A 23,212-nucleotide genomic window follows, 5' to 3' on the forward strand; every position below is an offset into this window, starting at 1 on the left:
AACGTTTACATGAAGAATTTTTTTAGTTTTTTAAAGAGTAGGGTTTTTAGAATACAATTGGGTTTAGCCGTTCTGGTGGTGATCATTTTGGTTTTTCTGGTGCTCAATTGGTTGAAAAGTTCTACCAATCATGGAGAGTTTGTTGAGGTGCCAGATTTGTCCAAAATGTCGGTTATGGATATGCGTTCGGTTATAGAAGGCGCCAATCTGCGGTATGAGGTTGTAGATTCTGCCAATTACAGTCCAGAGTACCCCAGGTTTTCCATCATAGATCAGGATCCTCCTGCCGGAAATAAAGTAAAGGAAAACAGAAAAATTTATGTAACCGTTAATCCATCGGGTTATAAAAAGGTTACCGTTCCTAAAATAATACAGGTAACACAGCGTAATGCTACCTCCATGTTAAGGGCTGTAGGTCTAGATGTGCAACGCGTCACCTATGTTGATGAATTGGGAAAGGATATGGTATACTACATAAAATACAAGGGTAAGAATATTTCTCCTGGGGATAAGCTTCCAAAGACTTCTAAAATAGAACTTATCTGCGGTAATGGAACAATCCCCGGCAGGGCGCGGGTAAAGGCAGATTCCGAATAACAAATGAGCACCGTTGACACCCAAGAGCCAAACGAGAACGAGCTTTTTGAACATCACAGGTTCGTAGCCTCCAAAGGACAGGAGCCATTAAGAGTGGATAAGTTTTTGATGAATTTCATTGAAAATGCCACCCGTAATAAAATACAACAAGCCGCAAAGGAAAAACATATTTGGGTAAACGATGCAGTTGTAAAGCAAAACTATAAGGTAAAGGCCGGCGATGAGGTGAAGGTAATGTTTGAACATCCTCCCTACGAGTTCTTGTTGACGCCCGAAAACATACCCTTGGATATTGTTTATGAAGATGATGCGTTGCTTGTAGTAAACAAACCCGCGGGTATGGTGGTGCACCCCGGCCATGGTAATTATACGGGTACACTTATCAATGCGCTTATATATCATATAGACAATCTACCCGTAAACAGCAATGAACGCCCTGGATTGGTACATCGTATCGATAAGGACACCTCTGGCTTACTAGTGGTTGCCAAGACCGAAAAGGCCATGACCCATTTGGCAAAGCAGTTTTTCGATAAAACTACGGAACGAGAATATGTTGCCTTGGTGTGGGGAGACGTTACCGAAGATAGCGGTATCATAGAGGGCCATATAGCCCGAAACCCCAAAAACAGACTTCAAATGCAAGTGTTTGAAGAAGGAGAACAGGGTAAGGAGGCTATAACACACTATAAAGTGTTGGAAAGAATTGGTTATGTAACCCTGGTATCTTGCAAACTGGAAACAGGCAGAACCCATCAAATACGGGTGCATATGAAATATATTGGGCACACGCTGTTCAATGATGAGCGTTATGGGGGTGATAAAATTTTAAAAGGCACCACATTTACGAAATATAAGCAGTTTGTAGAAAATGCCTTCAAGGTATTGCCAAGACAGGCGTTACATGCTAAAACCCTTGGATTTGTGCATCCGGAAACCGGTGAGTACATGAGGTTTAATTCGGAAATCCCGGATGATATGGTTCTTTGCATTGATAAATGGAAGCACTACTCCAAGCATCAACAATAAAGATAAATTTAGTTGATGGAAGTATTGAAAACTACTTTGGAACGGGCTGGATTATCCGAAAAAACCTTACTACTTTTATATAAATTTTAAAAGCATGAAATTAGTTATCTCTCCCGCAAAGTCATTGAATCTAGAAAGCGAAATCCCTACTACCAATTATAGCGAAGCCTCGTTTCCGGATGATTCTGCCCGCCTCAATAGGTTACTAAAAAAGAAATCCGCCAGAAGCTTGTCCAAGTTAATGTCCATATCCGCCAATCTGGGGCAGCTTAACTACGAGCGCAACCAAGAATGGCAACTTCCGTTCAATAAGGACAATGCTCGGCAGGCGATATACGCCTTTGGTGGGGATGTTTATCGTGGTTTGGATGCCTATACCATTCCTGAGGAAAAGCTTGGTAAGATGCAAGATACCGTCCGGATCCTTTCTGGTCTTTATGGCCTGTTGAGACCCTTAGACCTAATACAGCCCTACCGTTTGGAAATGGGAACCAGGATGCCTGTCGGTAAATACAAAAACCTGTATCAATTTTGGAACGATAAAATAACCTCAAAATTAAATGAGGAATTGGCCGAAGGAGAACTTTTTCTAAATTTGGCCAGTGCAGAGTACTTTAAGGCAATAGATACCAAAAAGTTAAAGACTCCTGTTACAACCGCAGTTTTTAAGGACCTTAAGAATGGTGAGTACAAGAGTATAATGACTTTTGCCAAACTTGCACGTGGGTATATGTCTAGATATATCATAGACAATGGTATAGATACCTTGGACGGCGTAAAAGGATTTAACTACCAAGGCTACGGATTTAGTGAGCCTATGTCCTCCGAACACGAATTGGTTTTTATTCGATAAAACTTTTGCAGACTATAGAGCAACCCTTAGGCTTGGTTTCTACACCTATGAATTGGATATCTTAGAAAATGCACGGGTTCTGCTAAAACTTGTTGCGGACTAGGTCTTTTTTTTCTTGGCACTACTTTTCTTTTTTGCCACGACTACCTTTTTGGCGGCCTTTCCGGGTCTTCTGGCCCCATAGGATTTGTTCGCAATCTTTCCACGTTTACTTTTCTTATCTCCTTTTCCCATAGTTAAGGTGTTTGGTTAAAAATAAAGTTTTAATCCTAGAAAATCAAAATCATTTCTTTAAAGGTATTGATTAACACATATTTTTTTATTGATAAACCTTGTGTTTCATTGATAAATTGTAACATTTTTCCCAAAATTTATAGTTTTATCGTATTGTTATCGTGGGGCAAAAGCAGTAAGTTTGTCCTTGGTAAAAAGTAGACATTTTAACAGTATTCTTAAATATTTTGCGGCGTGAAAATTAACAAGGTCTTAGTAGCGAACAGAGGAGAGATAGCCATACGGATTTTTAGGGCTTGTGTGGAAATAGGGATAAAAACGGTTGGGGTATATACCTATGAAGATAGATATTCCCTGCATCGTTATAAAGCTGATGAATGTTATCAGATTGGGGAAGATAAAGATCCCTTAAAACCTTATTTGGATATAGATGCCATTATAAAAGTGGCCAAGGATAATGGCGTGGATGCCATACACCCAGGATATGGTTTTCTTTCCGAGAATTCAGATTTTGCTCAGAAATGTGAGGATAACGACATCATTTTTGTAGGCCCCAAGGTCTCTGTTTTAAAGGCACTCGGAGATAAGATTACGGCAAAAGAAGTTGCAGTTGCCAATAATGTTCCAGTAATACAAAGCAGCGAAAAAGATCTTACTTCCATAACAGTAGCAATTTCAGAAGCAAATCGTATTGGTTATCCAATAATGTTGAAAGCCGCTTCGGGTGGAGGCGGAAGAGGTATGCGGGTGATACGAACAGAAGAGGAGTTAAGAAAAGGCTTTCCTGAAGCGCGTAGAGAGTCTTTGAATGCTTTTGGGGATGATACCGTTTTTCTAGAAAAATTTGTAGAAAACCCAAAACATATAGAAATACAGATCGTTGCCGATATACATGGAAATATGGTGCATTTGTATGAACGCGATTGTTCCGTGCAGCGACGCTATCAGAAAGTGATAGAATTTGCTCCTTCTCTTGGACTGACCCAAGAAACCAAGGACCATCTATATAAATATGCGTTGGATATCTGCAAAGCTGTAGACTACAACAACATTGGTACTGTAGAGTTTTTGGTAGACGATGATGGTAGTATCTATTTTATTGAAGTAAATCCAAGAGTACAGGTAGAGCATACGGTAACCGAAATGATTACCAATATAGACCTGATTAAAGCACAAATTTTTATAGCTGGCGGATACAAACTTTCGGACAAACAAATAAAGATCCAAAATCAGGAATCAGTCGTTATTACAGGATATGCTTTACAATGCCGTATTACAACGGAAGATCCTTCAAACGACTTTAAGCCAGACTATGGTGTTGTAACCACCTATAGGAGTGCCTCGGGTCTGGGTATTCGCTTAGATGCCGGTAGTATTTATCAAGGGGTCGTTATTTCACCCTTTTTTGATTCCATGTTGGTAAAGGTATCTGCTCTGAGTAGAACATTGGATGGGTCTTGTAGAAAAATGCGAAGGGCATTGGCGGAGTTTCGTATACGAGGTGTGGAGACCAATATGGCCTTTTTGGACAACATCCTAAAACACCCCACCTTTCGCGAGGGCAAGGTTACCGTTAACTTCATTAAAAATGAACCGGCTTTATTTGAATTTACCGAACCACGGAACAGGGCCAATAAACTGGTAGAGTTCTTAGGGGAAACCATAGTAAATGGTAATCCGGATGTTAAAAAAATAAACCCCAACCATATATTTTCCAAACCTAGGGTGCCTGCGTTCCCTAAAAATGGCAACTATCCCAAGGGTACCAAAGATTTGTTAACCGAACTGGGCCCAGAGCAGTTTGGACAATGGCTTAAAAAGGAGAAAAAAGTACACTATACGGATACTACCATGCGCGATGCCCATCAAAGTTTGCTGGCCACGCGTATGCGAACTTCGGATATGTTGAAGGTTGCGGAAGGTTATGCCAAAAATCATCCGGAAATATTTTCGATGGAAGTTTGGGGAGGAGCTACTTTTGACGTATGTCTTAGATTTTTGCAAGAAAACCCATGGGAGCGGCTGGCCCTGTTACGCAAGGCGATGCCCAATGTGTTATTGCAAATGTTGATTAGAGGTTCTAATGGGGTTGGTTATACCGCGTATCCGGACAACCTTATCGGTAAGTTTGTGGAACAGTCGTGGGAGACCGGGGTAGATGTATTCCGCATTTTCGATTCCCTAAACTGGATGAAATCCATTGCGCCCTGCATAGAACATGTGCGCACACGTACTCAAGGTTTGGCCGAGGCTTCCATTTGTTATACTGGGGATATTTTGGATCCCACTAAAACCAAATACGACCTAAAATACTATTTGCAGCTTGCAAAGGATATTGAAAATGCCGGGGCACATATATTGGGTGTGAAGGATATGGCCGGGTTATTAAAACCAGGCGCAGCCTACGAACTGATAACTGCCTTAAAATCTGAGATTAACATACCGATACATTTACATACGCACGATACCTCTTCTATACAAGCTGCAATGTACCTTAAAGCGGTAGAGGCGGGTGTTGATGTAATTGATGTTTCCCTTGGGGGACTTTCAGGCCTTACAGCGCAACCCAACTTTAATTCTGTATTGGAGATGCTTCGCTTCAATGAAAGGGAAAATCCTATCAATGTGGAAAAACTAGCCGAATATTCCAACTATTGGGAAACGGTGCGAAGCTATTACTATCCTTTTGAATCTGGACTAAAATCAGGGACAGGAGAAGTGTACGATCATGAAATTCCTGGAGGACAGTATTCCAACCTCAAAGGACAGGCAATAGCATTGGGGTTAGAGGATAAGTTTCCGGAAGTCACCCAAATGTATGGTGAAGTCAACAAGCTTTTCGGGGATATTGTAAAAGTTACGCCAAGTTCCAAAGTAGTAGGAGACATGGCCCAATATATGATAAGTAACGGACTTACGGTGGAAGATGTCTTGGAAAAAGGAACCGACATTTCCTTTCCCCAATCGGTTATCAGTTTTTTCAAAGGAGATCTAGGACAACCTGTGGGCGGCTTTCCCAAAAAATTGCAAAAAATAGTCCTTAAAGACCAAAAACCGTATACCGATAGGCCCAATGCCCATCTAGAACCAATCGATTTTGACAAGGAATTTAAATCCTTTAAGCGCAAATTTAAAAAGGGCATGGGACGCGAGTTGCACATTACTGACTTTCTCTCATACAAATTATACCCAAAGGTGTTCACTGATGCCTATAACCATCATGTAAAATATGGTAACGTTATGAACATCCCGACCAAGAACTTTTTCTATGGCATGGAGGTTGGTGAGGAAATCATGGTGGAACTGGATAGAGGAAAGAACATATTGGTGTCCTTAATGTTGAAAGGAGATCCGGACGAGGCAGGTAATGTCAGTATCTTTTTTAAGGTCAACGGGCAGTTGCGTAATGTTGTGGTAAGGGATAAATCCATCAAGGTAGAAAAGATTGAAAACGTAAAGGCAGATCCCGAAAATGCCAAAGAAATAGGTGCACCGCTTCAAGGACTGTTATCAAGCGTTTTGGTCAAAAAAGGAGAAATGGTTAAACGAAACCAACCTTTGTTTGTTATTGAGGCCATGAAGATGGAGACCACAGTTACAGCCACCGAAGAAGGGGAGGTACAAAAGATTCAGCTAAGTGGAGGAACCTTGGTAAATACTGATGATCTTGTTTTGGCCTTAAAATAACATGCTCCAAGATTTTGGGGATGGTCTTTAATTATGGTAAATTGTGTTCTGAGGGGCTACATTGCGCCCTAGCTTGTAATATCTAACAATACGGAGTGTTTCTACATACCCATCCCTACGAACCTTTTCTCTTTAAGGAAGCTACAAAATTAATTGTGGGTACGTTACCACCACCACGGTTTACCTCTGGAGATCTTGTAAAAGGGGATATCAACTTCTGCTATGGAAGCAAAAACGGTCAGTTATGGCGAATTTTAGACACAATCTTTGAACTGAATTTGGTTTATGAAACCTCGCCCTTGGCCGTAAGACAACGAAAGGAATTTTTATGGGATCGGAAGATTGGAATCTGCGATATTGTCTCCTCTGCCGAAAGAACAAAAATAGACGCTTCCGATTTAGGAATGCAAAATGTAAAATTAAGGAACCTTATAGGGTATTTGCAACAGTATCCCAAGATAGATACGCTATTGTTTACTGGAGGAAATAGTAAAAATGGTCCTGAATATTTCTTTAGGAAATTAATCAAAGAACATCAGATACGTCTAAAAGTGGTATCGGACATTGTACCGCGTATCCATGAATTTCAACTCCCCTCAGAAGAAAAAGTAAACCAACGTACTATAAGAACCGTATCCCTAACAGCTCCCTCCGGAGCCGCCAATAGGGCCGTAGGGAGTTTAGACACTTATAAAGCCTTAAAAAATAAGGACAGTAGTTTTACCACTTTCGATTTTAGGGTAATGCAGTATCGCCCTTTTTTCTAACGTGCTGATTGGCTTCAGCACTAATTTCCAAAACCAATTGATATAGGTATCAATTTGGTAATGTACTACTCAAAATTCCGTAGAAAGCTTTAATACCGTATGCAATTTGGGCAATTTTCAAATTCTCGTTCGGGCTGTGTTGATTGTTGTCGGGGTTGACCACAGGGACAATAAATGCCGGAATTTTTAATTCGTTTATGAACGGAGCAATAGGTACCGTTCCACCCATAATACGAATTTGTACCACCTCTTCATTGAAGGAATTTTGTAAGCTGTTCACCAAAAAACCACCATAAGGATTGTTTAAATCCGTACGGAAGGCGTTGGTTACCGTACCCTCCTTAATTGTCATAATTTTGTCATGCGCTAATCGCTCTTCTTTGGAAGGTGCCTTGTCTAGCACATAAAACCCCTGTTTTTGGATATGTTTTTTAACAAGATTTTTTAATCTATTACCGTCCGATTCCGGAACCAATCTAATATCTATCTCAGCCGTGGCGCTTTCTGGGACAATGGTACGCGCTTTTTCCCCGATCCAACCAGAGCCTAACCCCCTTATGTTCAACGAAGGATATTGTAACGATTCTTGATAAAAGCTACCAACCTGATCCGGAGATTTAATGGCAAGCTTTTCGTTGATCATCGAATCATCATCGGGTACACTTTTAAGGATCTCCATAGTGGCTTCATTTAATGAAATACCGTCATAATAGCCATCAATTTTAACTTTCCCATTGGAATCCTTCATGGTAGCAAGCACCTGTGCCAGTTGAAAACCCGGATTTGGAGCGTAATTACCATAATGCCCGCTATGTTGTGGTTTTATGGGGCCATAGGTAGTTAACGATAAGGTTGTTATTCCTCTACAACCATAGGTGACCGTTGGTTTTTCAGAAGGGTGAATGGGACCATCGGTAATCACCAAAAAATTGGCCTGTAATAGATCTCGGTATTCTTTAACAGCTTGCGGAAGAGGTTCACTACTTTTTTCTTCCTCGCTATCCAAGATGACTTTTATATTAAAGGGTAGGGGTTTACCGTTCTTTTTTAGCAGATCAATAGCATTAAGGAACATTACAATAGGGCCTTTATCATCGGAAGTAGATCTGCCGAACAGGCGCCAGTTATAATCAATATCATCATTAAGATCTTCAAAAGAATGGTTTTTCCATCCATCTCCTTCCGGAGATTTTAGCACCACTTCATACGGGTTTTCCTGTGCCCATTTGGATGGATCCACCGCCTGACCATCGAAATGCATATAAAATAATACGGTAGGTTTGGAATCTTCCATGGGCATAGCGGCAAAAAACAAAGACTCTCCGCTAGTTGGCAGTACGGAAGAGTTAAAACCCCTATCGTTAAACTTTTTTGTTAGCCAAGTAAGATTTCTATTGATATCCGCATGTTCCATGGCATCATTTGGAATGGCTACAAAATCCCTTATTTCATCTATAGTATGTCTAACCTGGGACTTAAGTTGGGCACTATCTTGTGCAAAAACGAGTTTACTGAAAACGAGAAAAATTACAAAAAGAATTTTTTTCATACTGAATCCTACTTAGGGTTTTAGAGGTTAAATTTAGCGAATTCCTTTTACAAATTCGGCAATTCCGGACACCCCATTTCTCGAAAGACTTTTGATAAAGGCAGAACCTATAATTGCTCCCTTGGCGTGCGTTGTTGCTTGTTGAAAAGTGTTTTTGTTGCTGATCCCAAATCCTACAATTTGAGGGTTTTTTAAAGCCATCCCCGAAATTCTTTCAAAGTATGCTTGTTGCTCTTGCCCAAATCCTTCTTTTGCTCCCGTGACGCTTGCCGAACTTACCATATAGATAAAACCTTCGGATGCATCATCGATCTGACGAATACGGGCTTCACTGGTTTGCGGGGTAATTAAAAAGACGTTGATTAAACCATACTTTTTAAAAGTAGCTTCATAATTTTCCTGATAAACATCTAGGGGGAGATCTGGTAAAATCAATCCGTCAATTCCAATCTCCTTACACCTTTTGCAAAAGGCTTCCACACCATATTGAAGTATTGGGTTAAAATAACCCATTAGGATCAAAGGAATGGAAACGGATGCTCGGATGTCTTTCAACTGTTTAAATAACAAAGTGGTTTGCATCCCATTTTTAAGGGCCGCGGTAGAACTTTGCTGTATGGTGGGCCCATCGGCCAAGGGATCACTAAAAGGAAGGCCTATTTCTATTAAATCCACTCCATTTTTTTCGAGTTCTTGGATGATTTCCACAGTATCCTCCAACTTGGGATATCCGGCAGTGAAGTATATAGAAAGGAGTTTTTTGTTCTCCTGTAGTTTTTGTGTTATTCTGTTCATTGTAAATTCGTTTTAAGCTAATGCCCCTTACTGATAGTTGTTGCTTTACAATTTGAGTTATCCGTTTTCTTTATAAAATTGACCTACCTACAACTTAAAATAATCAATATAGGTGTTGAGGTCCTTGTCTCCTCGGCCCGAAAGGTTGACTACTACAATATCATTGGGTTTAAAGGTTTTATGATCAAAAATGGCAAAGGCATGTGAAGTTTCTATAGCTGGTATAATACCCTCTAATTGCGAAACCAATAGTCCGGCGGTCATAGCCTCATCATCCGTTATGGATATAAACTCGCCCCTGCCGGATTTATACAAATGCGCATGCATAGGGCCAACACCAGGGTAATCTAATCCGGCGGAAATGGAATAAGGTTCTGTAATTTGTCCGTCGGGAGTTTGCATCAACAGTGTTTTACTACCGTGGATAATACCAATTTTACCAAGTGCGGAGGTTGCAGCACTTTCCCCAGAATCTATTCCCCTGCCGGCTGCCTCAACAGCAATAATGCCCACTTTGTCATTATCCAAAAAATGATAATAGGCACCTGCCGCATTACTGCCACCTCCAACGCAGGCCACTACATAATCTGGATTTTCTACACCCTCTTTTTCTAAAAGTTGCGCCTTAATTTCTTTGGAAATAACGGATTGAAACCTTGCCACCATGTCTGGATACGGGTGGGGCCCTACTACGGATCCAATGATGTAATGGGTATCTACCGGATTGTTTATCCAATCTCTTATAGCTTCGTTGGTAGCATCTTTTAGAGTACGGCTACCAGACAGGGCCGGCCGTACTTCTGCCCCAAGCATTTTCATGCGCGCAACATTAGGAGCCTGCCGGGCTATGTCCACTTCACCCATGTACACAACACATTGGATACCCATAAGTGCGCAAACCGTTGCCGTGGCCACGCCATGCTGACCGGCACCTGTCTCCGCAATGATTCTATTTTTATTGAGTTTCTTGGCCATCAATATCTGACCGATCGTATTGTTTACCTTATGGGCACCGGTATGGCAAAGGTCTTCCCGTTTAAGATAAATCTTGGTATTGTATTTGGCAGAAAGCCTTTCCGCATGGTATAAGGGTGTGGGCCTACCTACATAATCCTTTAAAAGTTGGGCAAATTCCTTTTGAAAGGATGGTTCTTGCATTACCCGAATATAGTTTTGCCGAAGTTCTTCTGTATTGGGATAGAGCATTTCGGGGATAAACGCCCCACCAAATTCGCCATAATATCCTTTTTCGTCTGCGTGATATGTCATTATCTCTATACTATGGTTAGCTAAACTGAGCCAACATGGTTTTAAATTTTTCTAGCTTTTCAATATTCTTGTTACCAGGTTCGGTTTCGAATCTGCTGTTTACATCAATGGCATGGCAATATTTTGATTCTTTGGTTTGAAGAAAATCCGCTACTTTGGAAACTTCCTCCAGACCAATACCTCCACTTAGAAAAAATGGTTTGGTGGAGGGGTATTTTTTTAGTACCTCCCACTTAAAAGTATAACCGTTGCCCCCGGGCAGTTTGCCTTTGGTATCGAACATGAAGAAGTCGCAAACATTTTCGTATGGTTCCAAGATCGAAAATTTAAACGTTTCTCTTATGGAAAATACTTTGACAATTTCTATTTCCCTACCTAGGATTGTAATGGATCTATTTTTTAGTTCTTTGCAAAATTCTGGAGACTCCTTTCCATGCAATTGTACCACGACTAAGCTGTAATTTTTACATTTTTCCAAAATATTGGCAATTGTTGCATCAACAAATACCCCTACCTTTTTAATATTACCGGGCACATTGGGCATGTCCTTATCAAAAAAGCGTTTGGAAGGTTCCCAAAAGATAAAGCCCAAATAGTCTGGTTGCAAGGCCGCTACCTGTTTAATATTATCATCGAACTTCATTCCACAGACTTTCAGTTTCATAGCCTATCTAAGTTTATCGATAAAGTTTTTTGCACTCTCACCAGGGTTTTTGGTTTTCATAAAGTTTTCACCCACCAGAAATCCTTGATATCCATAGGGCTTTAATTCTTTAATGGCTTCAATACTACTGATACCGCTCTCCGATACCTTAATAAAATCATCCGGAATATTTTGGCACAACAATTTGCTTGTCTCCAAGCTAACTTCAAAGGTCTTTAGATTGCGATTGTTTACGCCCAACATGTCCAAACTGGGCATCAGGGCTTTGTTCAACTCTTCAGAATTATGAACCTCCAATAGCACATCTAAGCTTATGCTCTTGGCCAATTCGGAAAGTGTTTTTATTTCTTCACGAGATAGGATGGAGGCTATCAATAAGATAACATCGGCGCCGTAAGCCTTTGCTTCGATGAGCTGGTATTCATCTATTATAAACTCTTTTCTCAAAAGAGGCAATTTAACGGATGCCCGGGCCAGTAGAAAATCGTCCAATGAACCTCCGAAATACTTTCCATCTGTAAGTACGGACATCCCCGAAACACCTGCATTTTTGTACCCTTTTGCTACATCTTCCACGGATACTTTTTGGTTGATTACGGATTTGGAAGGGGAGCGTCTTTTATATTCGGCAATGATTCCGGTGGAACTTTTCAACAATGCCGTTGCCAAAGAATTGGTGGTCCTTGGAAACAACACGGAATTTTCCAATTGTGAAATGGGAATCAACTTCTTTTTTAAAGCTACCTCCTTCCGTTTGTCGCCTACTATTTTGTTAAGAATATCCATATTATGCACTCAATTTTTGCAAGCTCAGCAATGCGTTTAGGCCTTTTCCCTGCAATAAGGATTCCATCGCCATTTCAAAGCCTGCTTTTGGAGTTAGCCCTTTTACCGTAGCAATGGCAACGCCGGCATTGGCGCATACCACGTTGTTCTGTGCCTCGGTGCCTTTCCCTTTAAGGATATTCACAAATATCTTGGCGGAATCTTCTATGCTTTCGCCTCCTGCAATATCGGTTTGGTTTATTGCAGATACTCCAAAATCCGAAGGGTTTAATATGCCTTCCGAATGATTGGAAATGGTTTTGGTGGCCCCGGTCAGTGAAATTTCATCATAACCATCCAGGGCATGCAGTACTGTAAATTTTTTATCGGTGTTCTGATAGAGATATCCATACATCCTTGCGAGTTCCAAGTTAAATACCCCGACCATTTGGTTTTTGGGAAATGCCGGATTAACCATAGGGCCCAGCATATTGAAAAATGTTTTTACCCCTAGTTCTCTTCGTATGGGCGCTACGTTTTTCATGGCCGGGTGGAATAGGGGGGCATGAAGTACACAAATACCGGCTTTGTCTATGGATTTTTCTAAAAAATCGGATTTATTACTGAATTTTATTCCAAGATATTCCATCACATTACTGCTACCACATTTGGAAGAAACTCCATAGTTACCGTGTTTGGTGACCTTTACTCCGGCCCCTGCAGTTACAAAGGAGGCCAAGGTAGAAATGTTGAAGGTATCCTTACCATCGCCTCCGGTACCACATAGATCAATAGGGTTGTAATCGGCTAGGTCTACGGCCACACAAAGTTCCAAGAGTGCATCCCTAAAACCTTCCAATTCCTCAATGGTAATACTACGCATCATATATACCGTTAAAAAAGCAGCTATTTGGCTGGTATTGTATTCCCCTTTCGCAATGTTTACCAAAATTTGTTTGGCATCTGCTTTAGAGAGCATGTCGTGGTTTATTAATCTGTTCAGTGTTGCCTTCATCTTATCCGTTTAACCAGTTTTCCAATATTTTTTTTCCATCGGGCGTAAGCACCGATTCTGGGTGAAACTGTACCGCACATACGTCGAACTCTTTATGCCTAAGAGACATTATTTGTCCGTTTTCGTCTTTGGAAGTCGCTTCTAGACTATGGGGTAAATTTGGATCTACAACCCAAGAGTGGTATCTGCCTACTTCTATTTCTTCTGGAATATTTGCAAACAACAAGTCTTTTTGTGTTATGGTAATATTGGTTGCAATACCGTGGTATACCTTGTCCAGGTTTACAATGGTCCCCCCAAACACTTCGCAAATGGCCTGTTGTCCTAAACAAACGCCGAAAATACTTTTGGTAGGGGCATATTTGGCAATAATTTCCTTTAAAAGACCCGCTTCCTCTGGTATTCCCGGACCCGGGGAAAGCACTATTTTATCAAAAGCCTCTACCTCCTCTAGCTGTAGTTGGTCATTTCTTTTAACAACAACCTCGCAGTTTAAATCTTCCAAATAATGGACGAGGTTGTAGGTAAAACTGTCGTAATTATCTATTACCAATATTTTTTTCGTTTTCATACTTTCGTTTAAATGTTCTCTGCAATTTCCAATGCCTTGGTAAGCGCACCTAGTTTATTGTAAGTCTCCTGGAGTTCATTATCTGGATCGGAGGCAGCCACCAAACCTGCGCCGGCCTGGTAATGCAACTGATGATTTTTACTTAGAAAGGTCCGGATCATGATTGCATGGTTGTAATTGCCTTTAAAATCCATAAAGCCAATGGCCCCGCCATAATAATCCCTGCTGGTTTTCTCATATTTTTCTATTAGTTGCATGGCCATATGTTTTGGAGCCCCGCTCAGGGTACCTGCCGGAAAAGTATCGGCTACCACTTTCATGGTTGGAATATCCTTTTTCTTTTGACCGGTAACTTTGGATACTAAGTGGATGACATGCGAAAAAAATTGCACCTCGCGGTAGTTCTCTACCTTAACCATATTACCATTTCTACTTAGATCGTTCCGAGCGAGATCTACTAACATTACATGCTCGCTATTCTCTTTGGCATCCTCTGTTAATTTTTTGGCCAGCTCGGCATCTTGCTCATCATTGCCAGTACGCTTGAAAGTGCCTGCTATGGGATGTATTTCTGCCTTATCGTTGTTCACAACCAACTGTGCTTCGGGCGAGCTACCAAAAATCTTGAAATTACCGTAGTCAAAATAAAAGAGATAGGGCGATGGATTAATAGATCGTAAGGCCCTATATACATTAAATTCGTCACCTTTAAATTTTTGCGAGAACCTTCTGGAGAGCACAAGTTGAAATACATCGCCTCTTTGACAGTGTTTTTTTGCAAGGTTTACATGTTCCTTATAAGTTGCATCCTCCAGGTTTGAGGTAGGTGTTCCTTCTTTGGTAAAGTTATACGAAGCAAAATTTTTAACATTGAGAATTTGCTCTATTTCGTCAATATTTCCATCCCTATCATAACAATGGGCAAAAATGTACGCTTCGTTCTTAAAATGGTTTACTGCAATAATGTTTTGGTAAACCGCATAATAAATGTCGGGGATATCCAAGGCCCCTTCTTTTTTGGTAATGTTTATGTCTTCAAAATAGCGAACGGCGTCATAGGCCATATATCCAAAAAGACCGTTGTTGATAAACTTAAAATCGTTGTCTTTGGTTTCAAATTTTTGTGAGAAATTGTGTATGGTCAATGGCACTTCAGTATCTTGACCTATTTCCGTGATTGCAGAAGTTCCATCAGGGAAATATTCCGTAATTTTTTCGTTTTGCACTTTTATGGAAGCAATAGGATTGCAACAGATATATGAAAAGGTATTGTCGTTGGCCCTATAATCACTACTTTCCAAAAGAATGCTGTTTGGAAACCTATCGCGAATCTTAAGATACACGCTTACCGGGGTAATGGTATCCGCTAGGATTTTCTTATAATCGGTATTCAATTTATATTTCATGTCAAACTTGTATAAAAGAAAAAGACTTGTCGTGATTGACAAGCCTTTTGTATAATTAACTACATGGGTGCTTAGCTCACGATCTTCTGCGTAAGTTATTCCACCACCATGTATTGTTCGTTAGCACTTTCATTGATCCAAAGATAAAAAGGAATTTTAAACCAGCAAATTTTAATGCTTTAAAAATAAAAACCCCATCCCGGAAATAATTTCGGTAGGGGTCTTACAAACACTAAACGTCAAAACGCTCTAGAACTCTAGGTCTACAACCAGGTCAAATTCATCGTAAATGGTTTTATCCCCCAAATTATCGAAGAAACTACCAGATCCATATTTTACGTCATAATTGGCCCTATCTACCTTTAGGGTCGCTGTTGCCTTGCTGCCGTAGATAGAAACATCAAAAGTTACTGCTTTGGTAATACCCTTAATGGTTAAATCGCCCGTTACTTCATACGAGTTCTTTCCGGATGCTTCAACACTGGTGAAAACTAGTTTGGAGGTTGGGTGGGTGGCTACTCCAAAAAAATCGTCGGACTTTAAATGTCCTTCCAACTTGCCTTTGTATTCGCCCTCCAAATCTGTAGAGATCAAGGAAGACATATCCACAACAAATTCTCCACCGGTAAGTTTGTCTCCGTCAAAAAGTAAAGATCCCGATTTTAAATCTACCGTTCCAGTGTGTGAACCCGTTACCTTGTAAGCTTTCCATGTTACTTTGCTTTCGCTAGTTTTAACTTCCTTTTTCTCTCCGTCAATTGGCGTGGTGGCCGTTGCCGAAAACCCAAATACCGCTACCAAAATTAAACTCAATGCATTTTTTTTCATGATTTCTAAATTTCAATTTTTGTTAATGATTGTTACTGTGTTGTGATTTATATATGTGTAAATAATTCTTCTTTAGATCGCCGCACCTTCTTATAATGTTGTGTAGTATCTTCTTCGGACCTATACCCTATGGTGGCCACAACGGCAGCGTTTAACCCTTTTTCCTTTAGCCCCAGTATTTCGTTGTACTTTTCGGCTTCAAAACCTTCCATGGGGCAGGTATCTATTTTTAATAGGGCCGCTGCAGAAAGGAGGTTTCCAAGGGCCAAGTAGACTTGTCTGCTTGTCCAGCTTAAGCGCTGCTCTTCCGTTAGATCCAATAACTTCGACTTCATAAAATCCCCATAACCTTGAAGTTCTTCTTGTGGGATACCTCGGGTGTTGCTTACGTTTTTAATGTAGCCATCCATTAAGTTTTCGTCCACCACTGTGTTATTGGCGAACACAATTAAATGTGAGGCATCTGTAATTTGGGACTGGCCCCAGGATACAGGTTTTAACTTTTCCCTTATTTCGGGATCGGTTATCACCAATATTTGATAGGGCTGAAGCCCATAAGAAGAGGCACTTAACCTTACCGCTTCCAAAAGCGTCTCTAAATCTGCTTTTGCAATCTTTTTGGAGGGGTCAAATTTTTTGGTGGCGTAACGCCAGTTTAGGCTATCAATATAATTACTCATCGTTTTAAAATTTATCCAATAGTTTATTTAATTGTTCAAGTTCTTTATGTGAGAAGCGTTGTAAGACTTGCTTCTCGGTATTGGCCATTTCCTTATCCATCTCGGATAACGCATCCAGGCCTTGCTGGGTAATCGTAATTTCTACTTTTCTCCGGTTTGCCTCACATACCATGCGCTCTACATGGCCTCTACAAATAAGCTTGTCTACCAGCCTTGTGGTATTACTCATTTTACTAACCATACGGTCGTTAATGGTAGATAGATTGGCCGGTTTTCCTTGCTGACCTCTTAAAATACGCAGTACGTTAAATTGCTGTTGTGAAATTTCGAAAGGTTTAAGGGCCTTGGCAAACATTTCATTGGTCTTATTATGGACCAAAAACAAATGTATGATCGTCCTCTTTGGTAAAGGAATCTTTTTATCTGTCTTAATGATTTTTTCTACATTCATGTCACTACAACAATTGTATATACAAATGTATAGGATTATCTCCAACTTCCTAACCTATAACTACTAATTTTGTGTTAAATTTAAATAAGCTCTAAAAGCTATGTTTAAATTTATCTTCTAAGTTGTTTTAAATGAATAAATTACTTATAGTTTTAGTGTTAATGCTTGGGTTTTCCTGTAAGCAGGTCAAGAACAATGAAAATAACTCCGAAATAACGGACGTAGCTTTGGATAAAACTACCGCGGCCAAGGAGGTAGATTTGCCTATTTACGATTTTGATGGCTTGGAACCCATGTTACACTTTAAAGATGAAAAGACCTATGTCATTAATTTTTGGGCTACTTGGTGTGCCCCCTGTGTAAAGGAATTGCCTCATTTTGAAAGGATACATTCCGAACAGAAGGACAATAACGTTGAAGTAATCCTTGTTAGTTTGGATATGCCCAAAATGTGGACTACACATTTGGTGCCCTTTTTAAAGGAAAAGCAGTTGAAATCCAAAGTGGTTATTTTGGATGATACAAAGCAAAATACCTGGATACCCAAGGTAGATGCGGATTGGTCCGGTGCCATACCCGCCACATTAATTTATAATGCGAAAAAACGAATTTTTTTTGATGAACCGTTTACATATGAAACCTTAAAAAAGAATTTAGATGAGTTTGTGATGGAAAAAGGATGAGAGGAAGGCCATTCCGCATTGCTCTCCACGATATCCATATCTACTCACTGAACTGTTTAACCATAAAGCTTTAAAAAATGAAAACGCTAAAAAACATCTTGTTAATCTCCTTAGTACTGCTCCTTGGCGCCTTTAGCGAGTACCCGCCGGGCTACGCAGTTGGAGATATCGCTACGGATTTCTCCCTTATAAATATTGACGGAAATAAAGTGTCATTATCGGATTATGATGATGCCAAGGGTTTTTTGGTCATTTTTACATGCAATAGCTGTCCTTATGCGGTGGCTTATGAAGACCGTATAATTGCTTTAGATGTAAAGTACAAACCTTTGGGGGTACCTGTAATTGCCATTAACCCTAACAACCCCGCAAAACAACCTTCCGACAGTTATGAACGTATGAAGGTGCGTGCGGCGGAAAAGGGTTTTACTTTTCCCTATCTTTTAGATGAGGGGCAAACGGTTTATCCACAGTATGGGGCTACTAGGACCCCGCATGTTTTTCTACTGGAAAAAACCAACGCTGGAAACAAAGTAAGATATATAGGTACTATAGACGACAATTATTCCGATGCCAACGAGGTAGAGACCAAATATGTAGAAAACGCCGTAGACGCCATGTTAAGTGGTAATGCCATAGAAGTGGAGACAACAAAGGCAATAGGTTGTTCCATAAAAGCATAATAATTTAAAATATAGGTCCTAAAATCCGAAGTATTTGCTTCGGATTTTTATTTTTGCAATTCAAAAAACAAACTACTATGGCAGATTTATCGCAAGAAGAATGGGAAGAGCAGTTAAAGAACGACCCAAATGCCTTTATACTGGACGTACGTACTCCGGAAGAAGTGGAGGAAGGCTTTATTCCTAATGCTACCAACATAGATATTTATTTGGGGCAAGGGTTTTTGGATGGGTTGGAGAAATTGGACAAGACCAAAAACTACTATGTATATTGTAGGTCTGGCAACCGTAGCGCACAGGCTTGTGCCATAATGAACAGCGTTGGTTTTGCAAATACCAATAACCTCGAAGGCGGTTTTTCGGAATGGGAAGGAGAGGTACAGGAATAACCACTTAATTACTTCACTGCAATAACCTTTCTCCCAAAGGGGTTATTAAAGACCATTTATGCGCGAAGACCTACTGCATTTTGTTTGGAAATATAAAAAACTCCAACTAGAGGATTTGTTTACCTCTAAAGGTGAAACCGTGACCATATTGGACGTTGGTTTTCATAATTATCTGGCAGGCCCTGATTTCTTCAATGCCAAAGTAAAGATACATAATCAGGTATGGGCCGGAAATGTGGAGATTCACTTAAAATCATCGGACTGGTACGCTCATGGACATGAAAAAGATCCCAGCTATAATAACGTAATCTTACATGTGGTATGGGAAGACGATATCGATATATTTAGAAAAGACAACTCGGAATTGCCCACTTTAGAGTTACGCAGCTATATTACCACGGACGTGATACAAGCTTACAAAACTTTGTTCGATAAAAAGGACATCTCATATATCAATTGTGAAAGGGAAATTGGAAAAATCGATTCCTTTTTGTTAGGGAATTGGCTAGAGCGATTGTATTTTGAACGGTTAGAACAAAAGTCGGACCTGGTTAAGCATTTGATGGCTCGGTCCAAAAATGACTGGGAGCAGGTTCTTTTTTTGTTGTTATTAAAGAATTTTGGTTCGAAGATCAATGGAGATTCCTTTTTGAGTATTGGCAAAGCCGTTGATTTTTCAATAGTTCGTAAAATTAGTCAGAATGCGTTTCAATTGGAAAGTGTTTTAATGGGGCTTGCCGGATTACTACAACCCGATTCCGATGCGGACTTATATCATCAGGAATTAAAAAAGGAATATCGGTACTTACAGAACAAATTTAATCTAACGGCAATAGGGGTGCAACAACCAGATTTTTTTAAACTTAGGCCACTTAACTTCCCTACGATACGGTTGTCCCAGCTTGCAAACCTGTATGCAAAACAGCCAAATTTATTCAGTCAGATTATAGAGGCTTCTACTTTGGATGCCGTTTATGATATTTTCCAAATTGAGGCCAGTAGCTATTGGACCACCCATTTTACCTTTGGCAAATCCTCTGGAAAAAATAAAAAGAAGCTTACAAAAAGTTTTGTGGACCTAATTGTTATAAACACCATACTGCCTTTAAAATTTTGCTATGGCCAAGAGACCGGTACGGAAGTCAATGAGGATATTGTAAAAATAATTTCGGGTTTAAAAAAAGAACGAAACAGGGTTATCCTTAATTTTGAGGATTTTGGTGTTAACGTAAAAAGTGCCATGGACAGTCAGGCCATATTACAACTATTTAACGCATACTGCAGCAAGAATAAATGTCTTCAATGTGCCATTGGTACACGTTTATTAAATGGAAATAGTTAATTTTAGAAAATGAATCTCTTCTACAAAATACTATATTACTTCCAAAAAAGGGGTTTTGAGGTGTGCAGGCGTATAGCGGAAAGGTTGGGGATACGTACTAGGGTAGTGCGCACTTCTTTTATTTATTTAACATTCGTTACCCTAGGTTTCGGTTTTGCCCTCTATTTGTTTTTGGCTTTTTGGCTTCGGATCAAAGATCTTGTCTATACCAAACGAACCTCTGTTTTTGACCTCTGATTATGATTAAACTCTTCCGTTCAAAAATATACATCGCACTTACGTTAATGGTGCTTGTTTTGTTTCTAGGGGTGCTAGGGTATCGGTTCCTATCTGATTTCTCTTGGCTCGATGCTTTTTACATGACCGTTATTACGGTGACCACGGTGGGTTTTTCCGAAGTAAAGCCCCTGAGCATTGAAGCTAAGATCTTTACCGTATTTTTAATTATATCCAGCGTTTTCATATTTGCCTTTGCTATTTCGGTAATTACCGAGTACATTTTGGGTAGAAATTCGCTTCAACTGCTAAAAAAGAAAAAAGTGAAAAATAAGATCAATAGTTTAGTCAACCATGTAATTGTCTGTGGATATGGCCGAAATGGTGCACAGGCAGGAGAGCGCCTCAATGCCTACAAAAGGCCATTCGTTGTAATAGAGAGAAATAAGGAAGTCATTGAAAAACATGAAGCGGACATACTTTTTGTGGAAGGCGATGCCAATGATGATGAGGTTTTAAAGGAGGCAGGGATAGAAAGGGCGCAATATCTAATTGCCGCCATGCCAGATGATGCTGCCAACTTGTTTGTAGTGCTCTCTGCCAGACAACTAAATAAAAACCTTTTTATTATTAGTAGGGCTTCTTTGATTACCTCCCAGAAAAAGTTGGAATTGGCAGGAGCGAACAAAGTAATAATGCCCGATAAAATTGGAGGTGATCATATGGCATCGCTGGTGGTAATGCCCGATTTAATAACGTTTATGGATAAACTTTCCGTAGAGGGCGTGCATACTACAAATCTGGAAGAAGTGGCCATCGAAGATTTTGCAGATCAGGTAGAATGCAATTCCCTACGCGATTTAAACCTTAGACAAAAAACAGGATGTACCATAATAGGATATATAGAACCAAACGGTAATTACATCATTAATCCGGAGGCAGATTTACAACTGCAACCCAAAAGCAAGGTCATTGTGCTGGGAAGGCCCGAGCAGATTGAAAAATTGAATGAAGTGTTCCATATCCGCCAATGACATTTCGAAAACAATATTTGATTGGATTGAATATTTTTTGGATATTGTTGCCTTTACAAACTAAAAATTAAACCAAAAACAATAATTATGAAGTATGTACTTCTTGCTATCATCGCTTTAATAACCCCCTTTTCTACCTTTGCCCAGGAGACAAGTGATATGGGACTGGACGAACGTATAAATGCGTGGTTCGAACCAATAACAGCGGTGTGGGAAGGTATCGTTTTTTGGCAGGTTCCCGGTACGGGAATTCCATTGGTGGTGATTATCTTAGTACTTGGCGCAACGTTTTTTACACTGTATTTTGGTTTTATTAATATTAGAAGATTTCCACTGGCCATAGGTGTTGTTAGAGGCAAATATGACGATGTTGAGGGAGAGGAAGGCCATGGAGTTGAAAAGTCCGATGTCAATATTGTTGATGGCGATCTACCAGATACCATAAGGGATGAGAGTAAGGAAGGAGAAGTAAGTCATTTTCAGGCGCTGGCAACGGCGGTATCCGGTACGGTTGGTCTCGGGAACATTGCAGGGGTGGCGTTGGCTATAGCTATAGGAGGCCCTGGAGCCACCTTTTGGATGATTGTCTGTGGATTGCTGAGTATGTCCACAAAGTTTGTGGAATGTACCTTAGGTGTAAAGTATAGAGATATAGATGAGAACGGTACCGTATATGGCGGTCCCATGTACTATCTGTCCAGAGGACTCAAAGCAAAGGGTTATACCCGCTTGGGAAAAGCCTTGGCCGTTGTTTTTGCTGTGTTATGTGTTGGTGCTTCCTTTGGTGGCGGCAATGCAGTTCAATCCAATCAGGCAGCCGAACAATTGGCAGCTATGATGGGACTGCAGGGTGGCTCTACCGGTTTTATTATCGGTGTAGTGTTGGCCGTGGTAGTGGGTATCGTAATCATTGGCGGTATTAAAAGAATAGCCTCTGTAACAGAAAAAATAGTTCCCTTTATGGCCGGTATTTATGCCGTGGCTTGCTTAATCGTAATTTTTGCCAATTATTCCTATATAGATGATGCCTTTGGCCTTATTTTTTCAGGAGCGTTTACTCCAGAAGCTGGCTTGGGCGGTTTGTTCGGGGTATTGATCGTTGGTTTTAGAAGAGCAGTATTCTCCAATGAAGCAGGAGCAGGTTCTGCCGCAATAGCGCATTCGGCGGTAAAGACAAAATATCCTGCCAGTGAGGGCATCGTTGCACTGTTGGAACCTTTTATAGATACCGTGGTTATCTGCACAATGACCGCCCTGGTGATAATTTTCTTCAATAGCGGGGGTATCTTTGAATATGGAGGTGATGGTGCCGGGAGTGTAATTGTTGATGGCGTGTCCATGGGAGGTGTTAACTTAACCTCTATGGCATTTGAATCCGTGATACCCTGGTTTCCTTATGTGCTTACATTAGCCGTAGTGCTATTTGCCATATCTACTATGATCTCTTGGTCTTATTACGGACTACAGTCTTGGAAATATCTTTTTGGTAGAGGTAAAATGGCAGATATGTGCTATAAACTATTATTCGTGGCATTTATCATAATAGGAGCTTCTGCATCCATGGGAGCCGTTTTTGCTTTCTCTGATGCAATGATCCTGGCGTTGGTCTTTCCTAACATGATAGGGTTGCTCATTCTTTTCCCTAAAGTGAAAGAAGAACTTATAAAATATCTGGACGCAATAAAAGCTATTTCAAAATAAGAAC

Annotated in this window: 24 protein-coding genes; 12 read left to right on the forward strand and 12 right to left on the reverse strand. The window is 40.3% G+C overall.

The genetic code is table 11. The features are described 5' to 3' along the window. The first annotated feature begins 9 nt into the window (after window positions 1–9). The 3 genes from ACEQ81_RS17795 (at window position 10) to yaaA (ending at window position 2,479) form a co-directional block, all read left to right on the forward strand. Complete coding sequence (locus ACEQ81_RS17795) at window positions 10–597, forward strand: PASTA domain-containing protein (protein ID WP_411032279.1); 588 nt, start codon at window positions 10–12, stop codon at window positions 595–597. A 3-nt stretch (window positions 598–600) separates the two neighbouring features. Beyond that, window positions 601–1,626 (forward strand): RluA family pseudouridine synthase, encoded by a 1,026-nt coding sequence (locus tag ACEQ81_RS17800; RefSeq protein ID WP_411032280.1) that lies wholly within the window; start codon window positions 601–603, stop codon window positions 1,624–1,626. A gap of 94 nt (window positions 1,627–1,720) precedes the next feature. After that, window positions 1,721–2,479, forward strand: a complete 759-nt coding sequence (gene yaaA / locus ACEQ81_RS17805) for a peroxide stress protein YaaA (protein ID WP_411032281.1) — start codon at window positions 1,721–1,723, stop codon at window positions 2,477–2,479. 99 nt (window positions 2,480–2,578) lie between these two features. On the opposite strand, the gene ACEQ81_RS17810 is transcribed toward yaaA, so the two are convergent. Further along, a complete protein-coding gene (locus tag ACEQ81_RS17810; protein ID WP_411032282.1) occupies window positions 2,579–2,713 on the reverse strand; it encodes a 30S ribosomal protein THX in 135 nt (44 codons plus the stop codon). Window positions 2,714–2,947: 234 nt separating this feature from the next. On the opposite strand from ACEQ81_RS17810, the gene ACEQ81_RS17815 reads away from it, so the two are divergent. Together ACEQ81_RS17815 and ACEQ81_RS17820 are read left to right on the forward strand one after the other, a co-directional pair. Next, window positions 2,948–6,400, forward strand: a complete 3,453-nt coding sequence (locus ACEQ81_RS17815; protein WP_411032283.1) for a pyruvate carboxylase — start codon at window positions 2,948–2,950, stop codon at window positions 6,398–6,400. 95 nt (window positions 6,401–6,495) lie between these two features. Beyond that, the gene (locus ACEQ81_RS17820; protein ID WP_411032284.1) at window positions 6,496–7,167 is read left to right on the forward strand and encodes a uracil-DNA glycosylase family protein; all 672 of its coding nucleotides are present in this window, start codon (window positions 6,496–6,498) and stop codon (window positions 7,165–7,167) included. 49 nt (window positions 7,168–7,216) lie between these two features. Here the strand turns inward: ACEQ81_RS17820 and ACEQ81_RS17825 are convergent, their stop codons facing one another. The 11 genes from ACEQ81_RS17825 to ACEQ81_RS17875 form a co-directional block, all read right to left on the reverse strand. Continuing rightward, window positions 7,217–8,716 carry a M20/M25/M40 family metallo-hydrolase gene (locus ACEQ81_RS17825; RefSeq protein WP_411032285.1) on the reverse strand — a complete coding sequence of 500 codons (1,500 nt, stop codon included), beginning with the start codon at window positions 8,714–8,716 and terminating at the stop codon, window positions 7,217–7,219. A 33-nt stretch (window positions 8,717–8,749) separates the two neighbouring features. Beyond that, window positions 8,750–9,511 (reverse strand): tryptophan synthase subunit alpha, encoded by a 762-nt coding sequence (gene trpA / locus ACEQ81_RS17830; RefSeq protein ID WP_411032286.1) that lies wholly within the window; start codon window positions 9,509–9,511, stop codon window positions 8,750–8,752. An 87-nt stretch (window positions 9,512–9,598) separates the two neighbouring features. After that, a complete protein-coding gene (gene trpB, locus ACEQ81_RS17835; RefSeq protein ID WP_411032287.1) occupies window positions 9,599–10,780 on the reverse strand; it encodes a tryptophan synthase subunit beta in 1,182 nt (393 codons plus the stop codon). 16 nt (window positions 10,781–10,796) lie between these two features. Next, window positions 10,797–11,444 carry a phosphoribosylanthranilate isomerase gene (locus ACEQ81_RS17840; RefSeq protein ID WP_411032288.1) on the reverse strand — a complete coding sequence of 216 codons (648 nt, stop codon included), beginning with the start codon at window positions 11,442–11,444 and terminating at the stop codon, window positions 10,797–10,799. 3 nt (window positions 11,445–11,447) lie between these two features. Beyond that, on the reverse strand, window positions 11,448–12,230 hold the full coding sequence (trpC, locus tag ACEQ81_RS17845; RefSeq protein ID WP_411032289.1) for an indole-3-glycerol phosphate synthase TrpC: 783 nt from the start codon (window positions 12,228–12,230) through the stop codon (window positions 11,448–11,450). Between the two features lies 1 nt (window position 12,231). Beyond that, a complete protein-coding gene (gene trpD / locus ACEQ81_RS17850) occupies window positions 12,232–13,224 on the reverse strand; it encodes an anthranilate phosphoribosyltransferase (protein WP_411032290.1) in 993 nt (330 codons plus the stop codon). 1 nt (window position 13,225) lies between these two features. Next, window positions 13,226–13,795 (reverse strand): anthranilate synthase component II, encoded by a 570-nt coding sequence (locus ACEQ81_RS17855; protein ID WP_411032291.1) that lies wholly within the window; start codon window positions 13,793–13,795, stop codon window positions 13,226–13,228. Window positions 13,796–13,803: 8 nt separating this feature from the next. Further along, on the reverse strand, window positions 13,804–15,201 hold the full coding sequence (locus ACEQ81_RS17860) for an anthranilate synthase component I family protein (RefSeq protein ID WP_411032292.1): 1,398 nt from the start codon (window positions 15,199–15,201) through the stop codon (window positions 13,804–13,806). Window positions 15,202–15,450: 249 nt separating this feature from the next. Beyond that, window positions 15,451–16,029 (reverse strand): YceI family protein, encoded by a 579-nt coding sequence (locus ACEQ81_RS17865; protein ID WP_411032293.1) that lies wholly within the window; start codon window positions 16,027–16,029, stop codon window positions 15,451–15,453. Between the two features lie 47 nt (window positions 16,030–16,076). After that, the gene (locus ACEQ81_RS17870) at window positions 16,077–16,709 is read right to left on the reverse strand and encodes an NAD(P)H-dependent oxidoreductase (RefSeq protein WP_411032294.1); all 633 of its coding nucleotides are present in this window, start codon (window positions 16,707–16,709) and stop codon (window positions 16,077–16,079) included. 4 nt (window positions 16,710–16,713) lie between these two features. Continuing rightward, window positions 16,714–17,160 (reverse strand): MarR family winged helix-turn-helix transcriptional regulator, encoded by a 447-nt coding sequence (locus tag ACEQ81_RS17875; RefSeq protein ID WP_411032295.1) that lies wholly within the window; start codon window positions 17,158–17,160, stop codon window positions 16,714–16,716. A 131-nt stretch (window positions 17,161–17,291) separates the two neighbouring features. Between ACEQ81_RS17875 and ACEQ81_RS17880 the strand changes: the two genes are divergently transcribed. The 7 genes from ACEQ81_RS17880 to ACEQ81_RS17910 all read left to right on the forward strand — a co-directional run bounded on the left by ACEQ81_RS17880 (window position 17,292) and on the right by ACEQ81_RS17910 (window position 23,208). Continuing rightward, a complete protein-coding gene (locus ACEQ81_RS17880; RefSeq protein ID WP_411032296.1) occupies window positions 17,292–17,843 on the forward strand; it encodes a redoxin domain-containing protein in 552 nt (183 codons plus the stop codon). Between the two features lie 77 nt (window positions 17,844–17,920). Then, window positions 17,921–18,526: a thioredoxin family protein gene (locus ACEQ81_RS17885; protein ID WP_411032297.1), complete on the forward strand. Its 606-nt coding sequence runs from the start codon at window positions 17,921–17,923 to the stop codon at window positions 18,524–18,526. Window positions 18,527–18,603: 77 nt separating this feature from the next. Then, complete coding sequence (locus ACEQ81_RS17890) at window positions 18,604–18,915, forward strand: rhodanese-like domain-containing protein (RefSeq protein ID WP_411032298.1); 312 nt, start codon at window positions 18,604–18,606, stop codon at window positions 18,913–18,915. A gap of 58 nt (window positions 18,916–18,973) precedes the next feature. Further along, complete coding sequence (locus tag ACEQ81_RS17895) at window positions 18,974–20,257, forward strand: DUF2851 family protein (RefSeq protein WP_411032299.1); 1,284 nt, start codon at window positions 18,974–18,976, stop codon at window positions 20,255–20,257. Window positions 20,258–20,266: 9 nt separating this feature from the next. Then, window positions 20,267–20,494 (forward strand): PspC domain-containing protein, encoded by a 228-nt coding sequence (locus ACEQ81_RS17900; RefSeq protein WP_411032300.1) that lies wholly within the window; start codon window positions 20,267–20,269, stop codon window positions 20,492–20,494. 2 nt (window positions 20,495–20,496) lie between these two features. Then, window positions 20,497–21,507 (forward strand): potassium channel family protein, encoded by a 1,011-nt coding sequence (locus ACEQ81_RS17905; RefSeq protein ID WP_411032301.1) that lies wholly within the window; start codon window positions 20,497–20,499, stop codon window positions 21,505–21,507. An 87-nt stretch (window positions 21,508–21,594) separates the two neighbouring features. Then, on the forward strand, window positions 21,595–23,208 hold the full coding sequence (locus ACEQ81_RS17910) for an alanine/glycine:cation symporter family protein (protein ID WP_411032302.1): 1,614 nt from the start codon (window positions 21,595–21,597) through the stop codon (window positions 23,206–23,208). Window positions 23,209–23,212: the final 4 nt, after the last annotated feature.

The organism is Spongiimicrobium sp. 3-5, from assembly GCF_046557915.1.
GTDB lineage: Bacteria > Bacteroidota > Bacteroidia > Flavobacteriales > Flavobacteriaceae > JBHEBG01.

Coding starts and splice junctions, on each gene's coding strand:
- trpC (WP_411032289.1), bottom strand. CDS start 12,230: ATGGATATTCTTAACAAAATAGTAGGCGACAAACGGAAGGAGGTAGCT.
- ACEQ81_RS17895 (WP_411032299.1), top strand. CDS start 18,974: ATGCGCGAAGACCTACTGCATTTTGTTTGGAAATATAAAAAACTCCAA.
- ACEQ81_RS17890 (WP_411032298.1), top strand. CDS start 18,604: ATGGCAGATTTATCGCAAGAAGAATGGGAAGAGCAGTTAAAGAACGAC.
- ACEQ81_RS17870 (WP_411032294.1), bottom strand. CDS start 16,709: ATGAGTAATTATATTGATAGCCTAAACTGGCGTTACGCCACCAAAAAA.
- ACEQ81_RS17800 (WP_411032280.1), top strand. CDS start 601: ATGAGCACCGTTGACACCCAAGAGCCAAACGAGAACGAGCTTTTTGAA.
- ACEQ81_RS17860 (WP_411032292.1), bottom strand. CDS start 15,201: ATGAAATATAAATTGAATACCGATTATAAGAAAATCCTAGCGGATACC.
- ACEQ81_RS17880 (WP_411032296.1), top strand. CDS start 17,292: ATGAATAAATTACTTATAGTTTTAGTGTTAATGCTTGGGTTTTCCTGT.
- trpD (WP_411032290.1), bottom strand. CDS start 13,224: ATGAAGGCAACACTGAACAGATTAATAAACCACGACATGCTCTCTAAA.
- ACEQ81_RS17905 (WP_411032301.1), top strand. CDS start 20,497: ATGATTAAACTCTTCCGTTCAAAAATATACATCGCACTTACGTTAATG.
- ACEQ81_RS17855 (WP_411032291.1), bottom strand. CDS start 13,795: ATGAAAACGAAAAAAATATTGGTAATAGATAATTACGACAGTTTTACC.
- ACEQ81_RS17875 (WP_411032295.1), bottom strand. CDS start 17,160: ATGAATGTAGAAAAAATCATTAAGACAGATAAAAAGATTCCTTTACCA.
- ACEQ81_RS17910 (WP_411032302.1), top strand. CDS start 21,595: ATGAAGTATGTACTTCTTGCTATCATCGCTTTAATAACCCCCTTTTCT.
- trpB (WP_411032287.1), bottom strand. CDS start 10,780: ATGACATATCACGCAGACGAAAAAGGATATTATGGCGAATTTGGTGGG.
- ACEQ81_RS17810 (WP_411032282.1), bottom strand. CDS start 2,713: ATGGGAAAAGGAGATAAGAAAAGTAAACGTGGAAAGATTGCGAACAAA.
- ACEQ81_RS17900 (WP_411032300.1), top strand. CDS start 20,267: ATGAATCTCTTCTACAAAATACTATATTACTTCCAAAAAAGGGGTTTT.
- yaaA (WP_411032281.1), top strand. CDS start 1,721: ATGAAATTAGTTATCTCTCCCGCAAAGTCATTGAATCTAGAAAGCGAA.
- ACEQ81_RS17840 (WP_411032288.1), bottom strand. CDS start 11,444: ATGAAACTGAAAGTCTGTGGAATGAAGTTCGATGATAATATTAAACAG.
- trpA (WP_411032286.1), bottom strand. CDS start 9,511: ATGAACAGAATAACACAAAAACTACAGGAGAACAAAAAACTCCTTTCT.
- ACEQ81_RS17795 (WP_411032279.1), top strand. CDS start 10: ATGAAGAATTTTTTTAGTTTTTTAAAGAGTAGGGTTTTTAGAATACAA.
- ACEQ81_RS17885 (WP_411032297.1), top strand. CDS start 17,921: ATGAAAACGCTAAAAAACATCTTGTTAATCTCCTTAGTACTGCTCCTT.
- ACEQ81_RS17865 (WP_411032293.1), bottom strand. CDS start 16,029: ATGAAAAAAAATGCATTGAGTTTAATTTTGGTAGCGGTATTTGGGTTT.
- ACEQ81_RS17825 (WP_411032285.1), bottom strand. CDS start 8,716: ATGAAAAAAATTCTTTTTGTAATTTTTCTCGTTTTCAGTAAACTCGTT.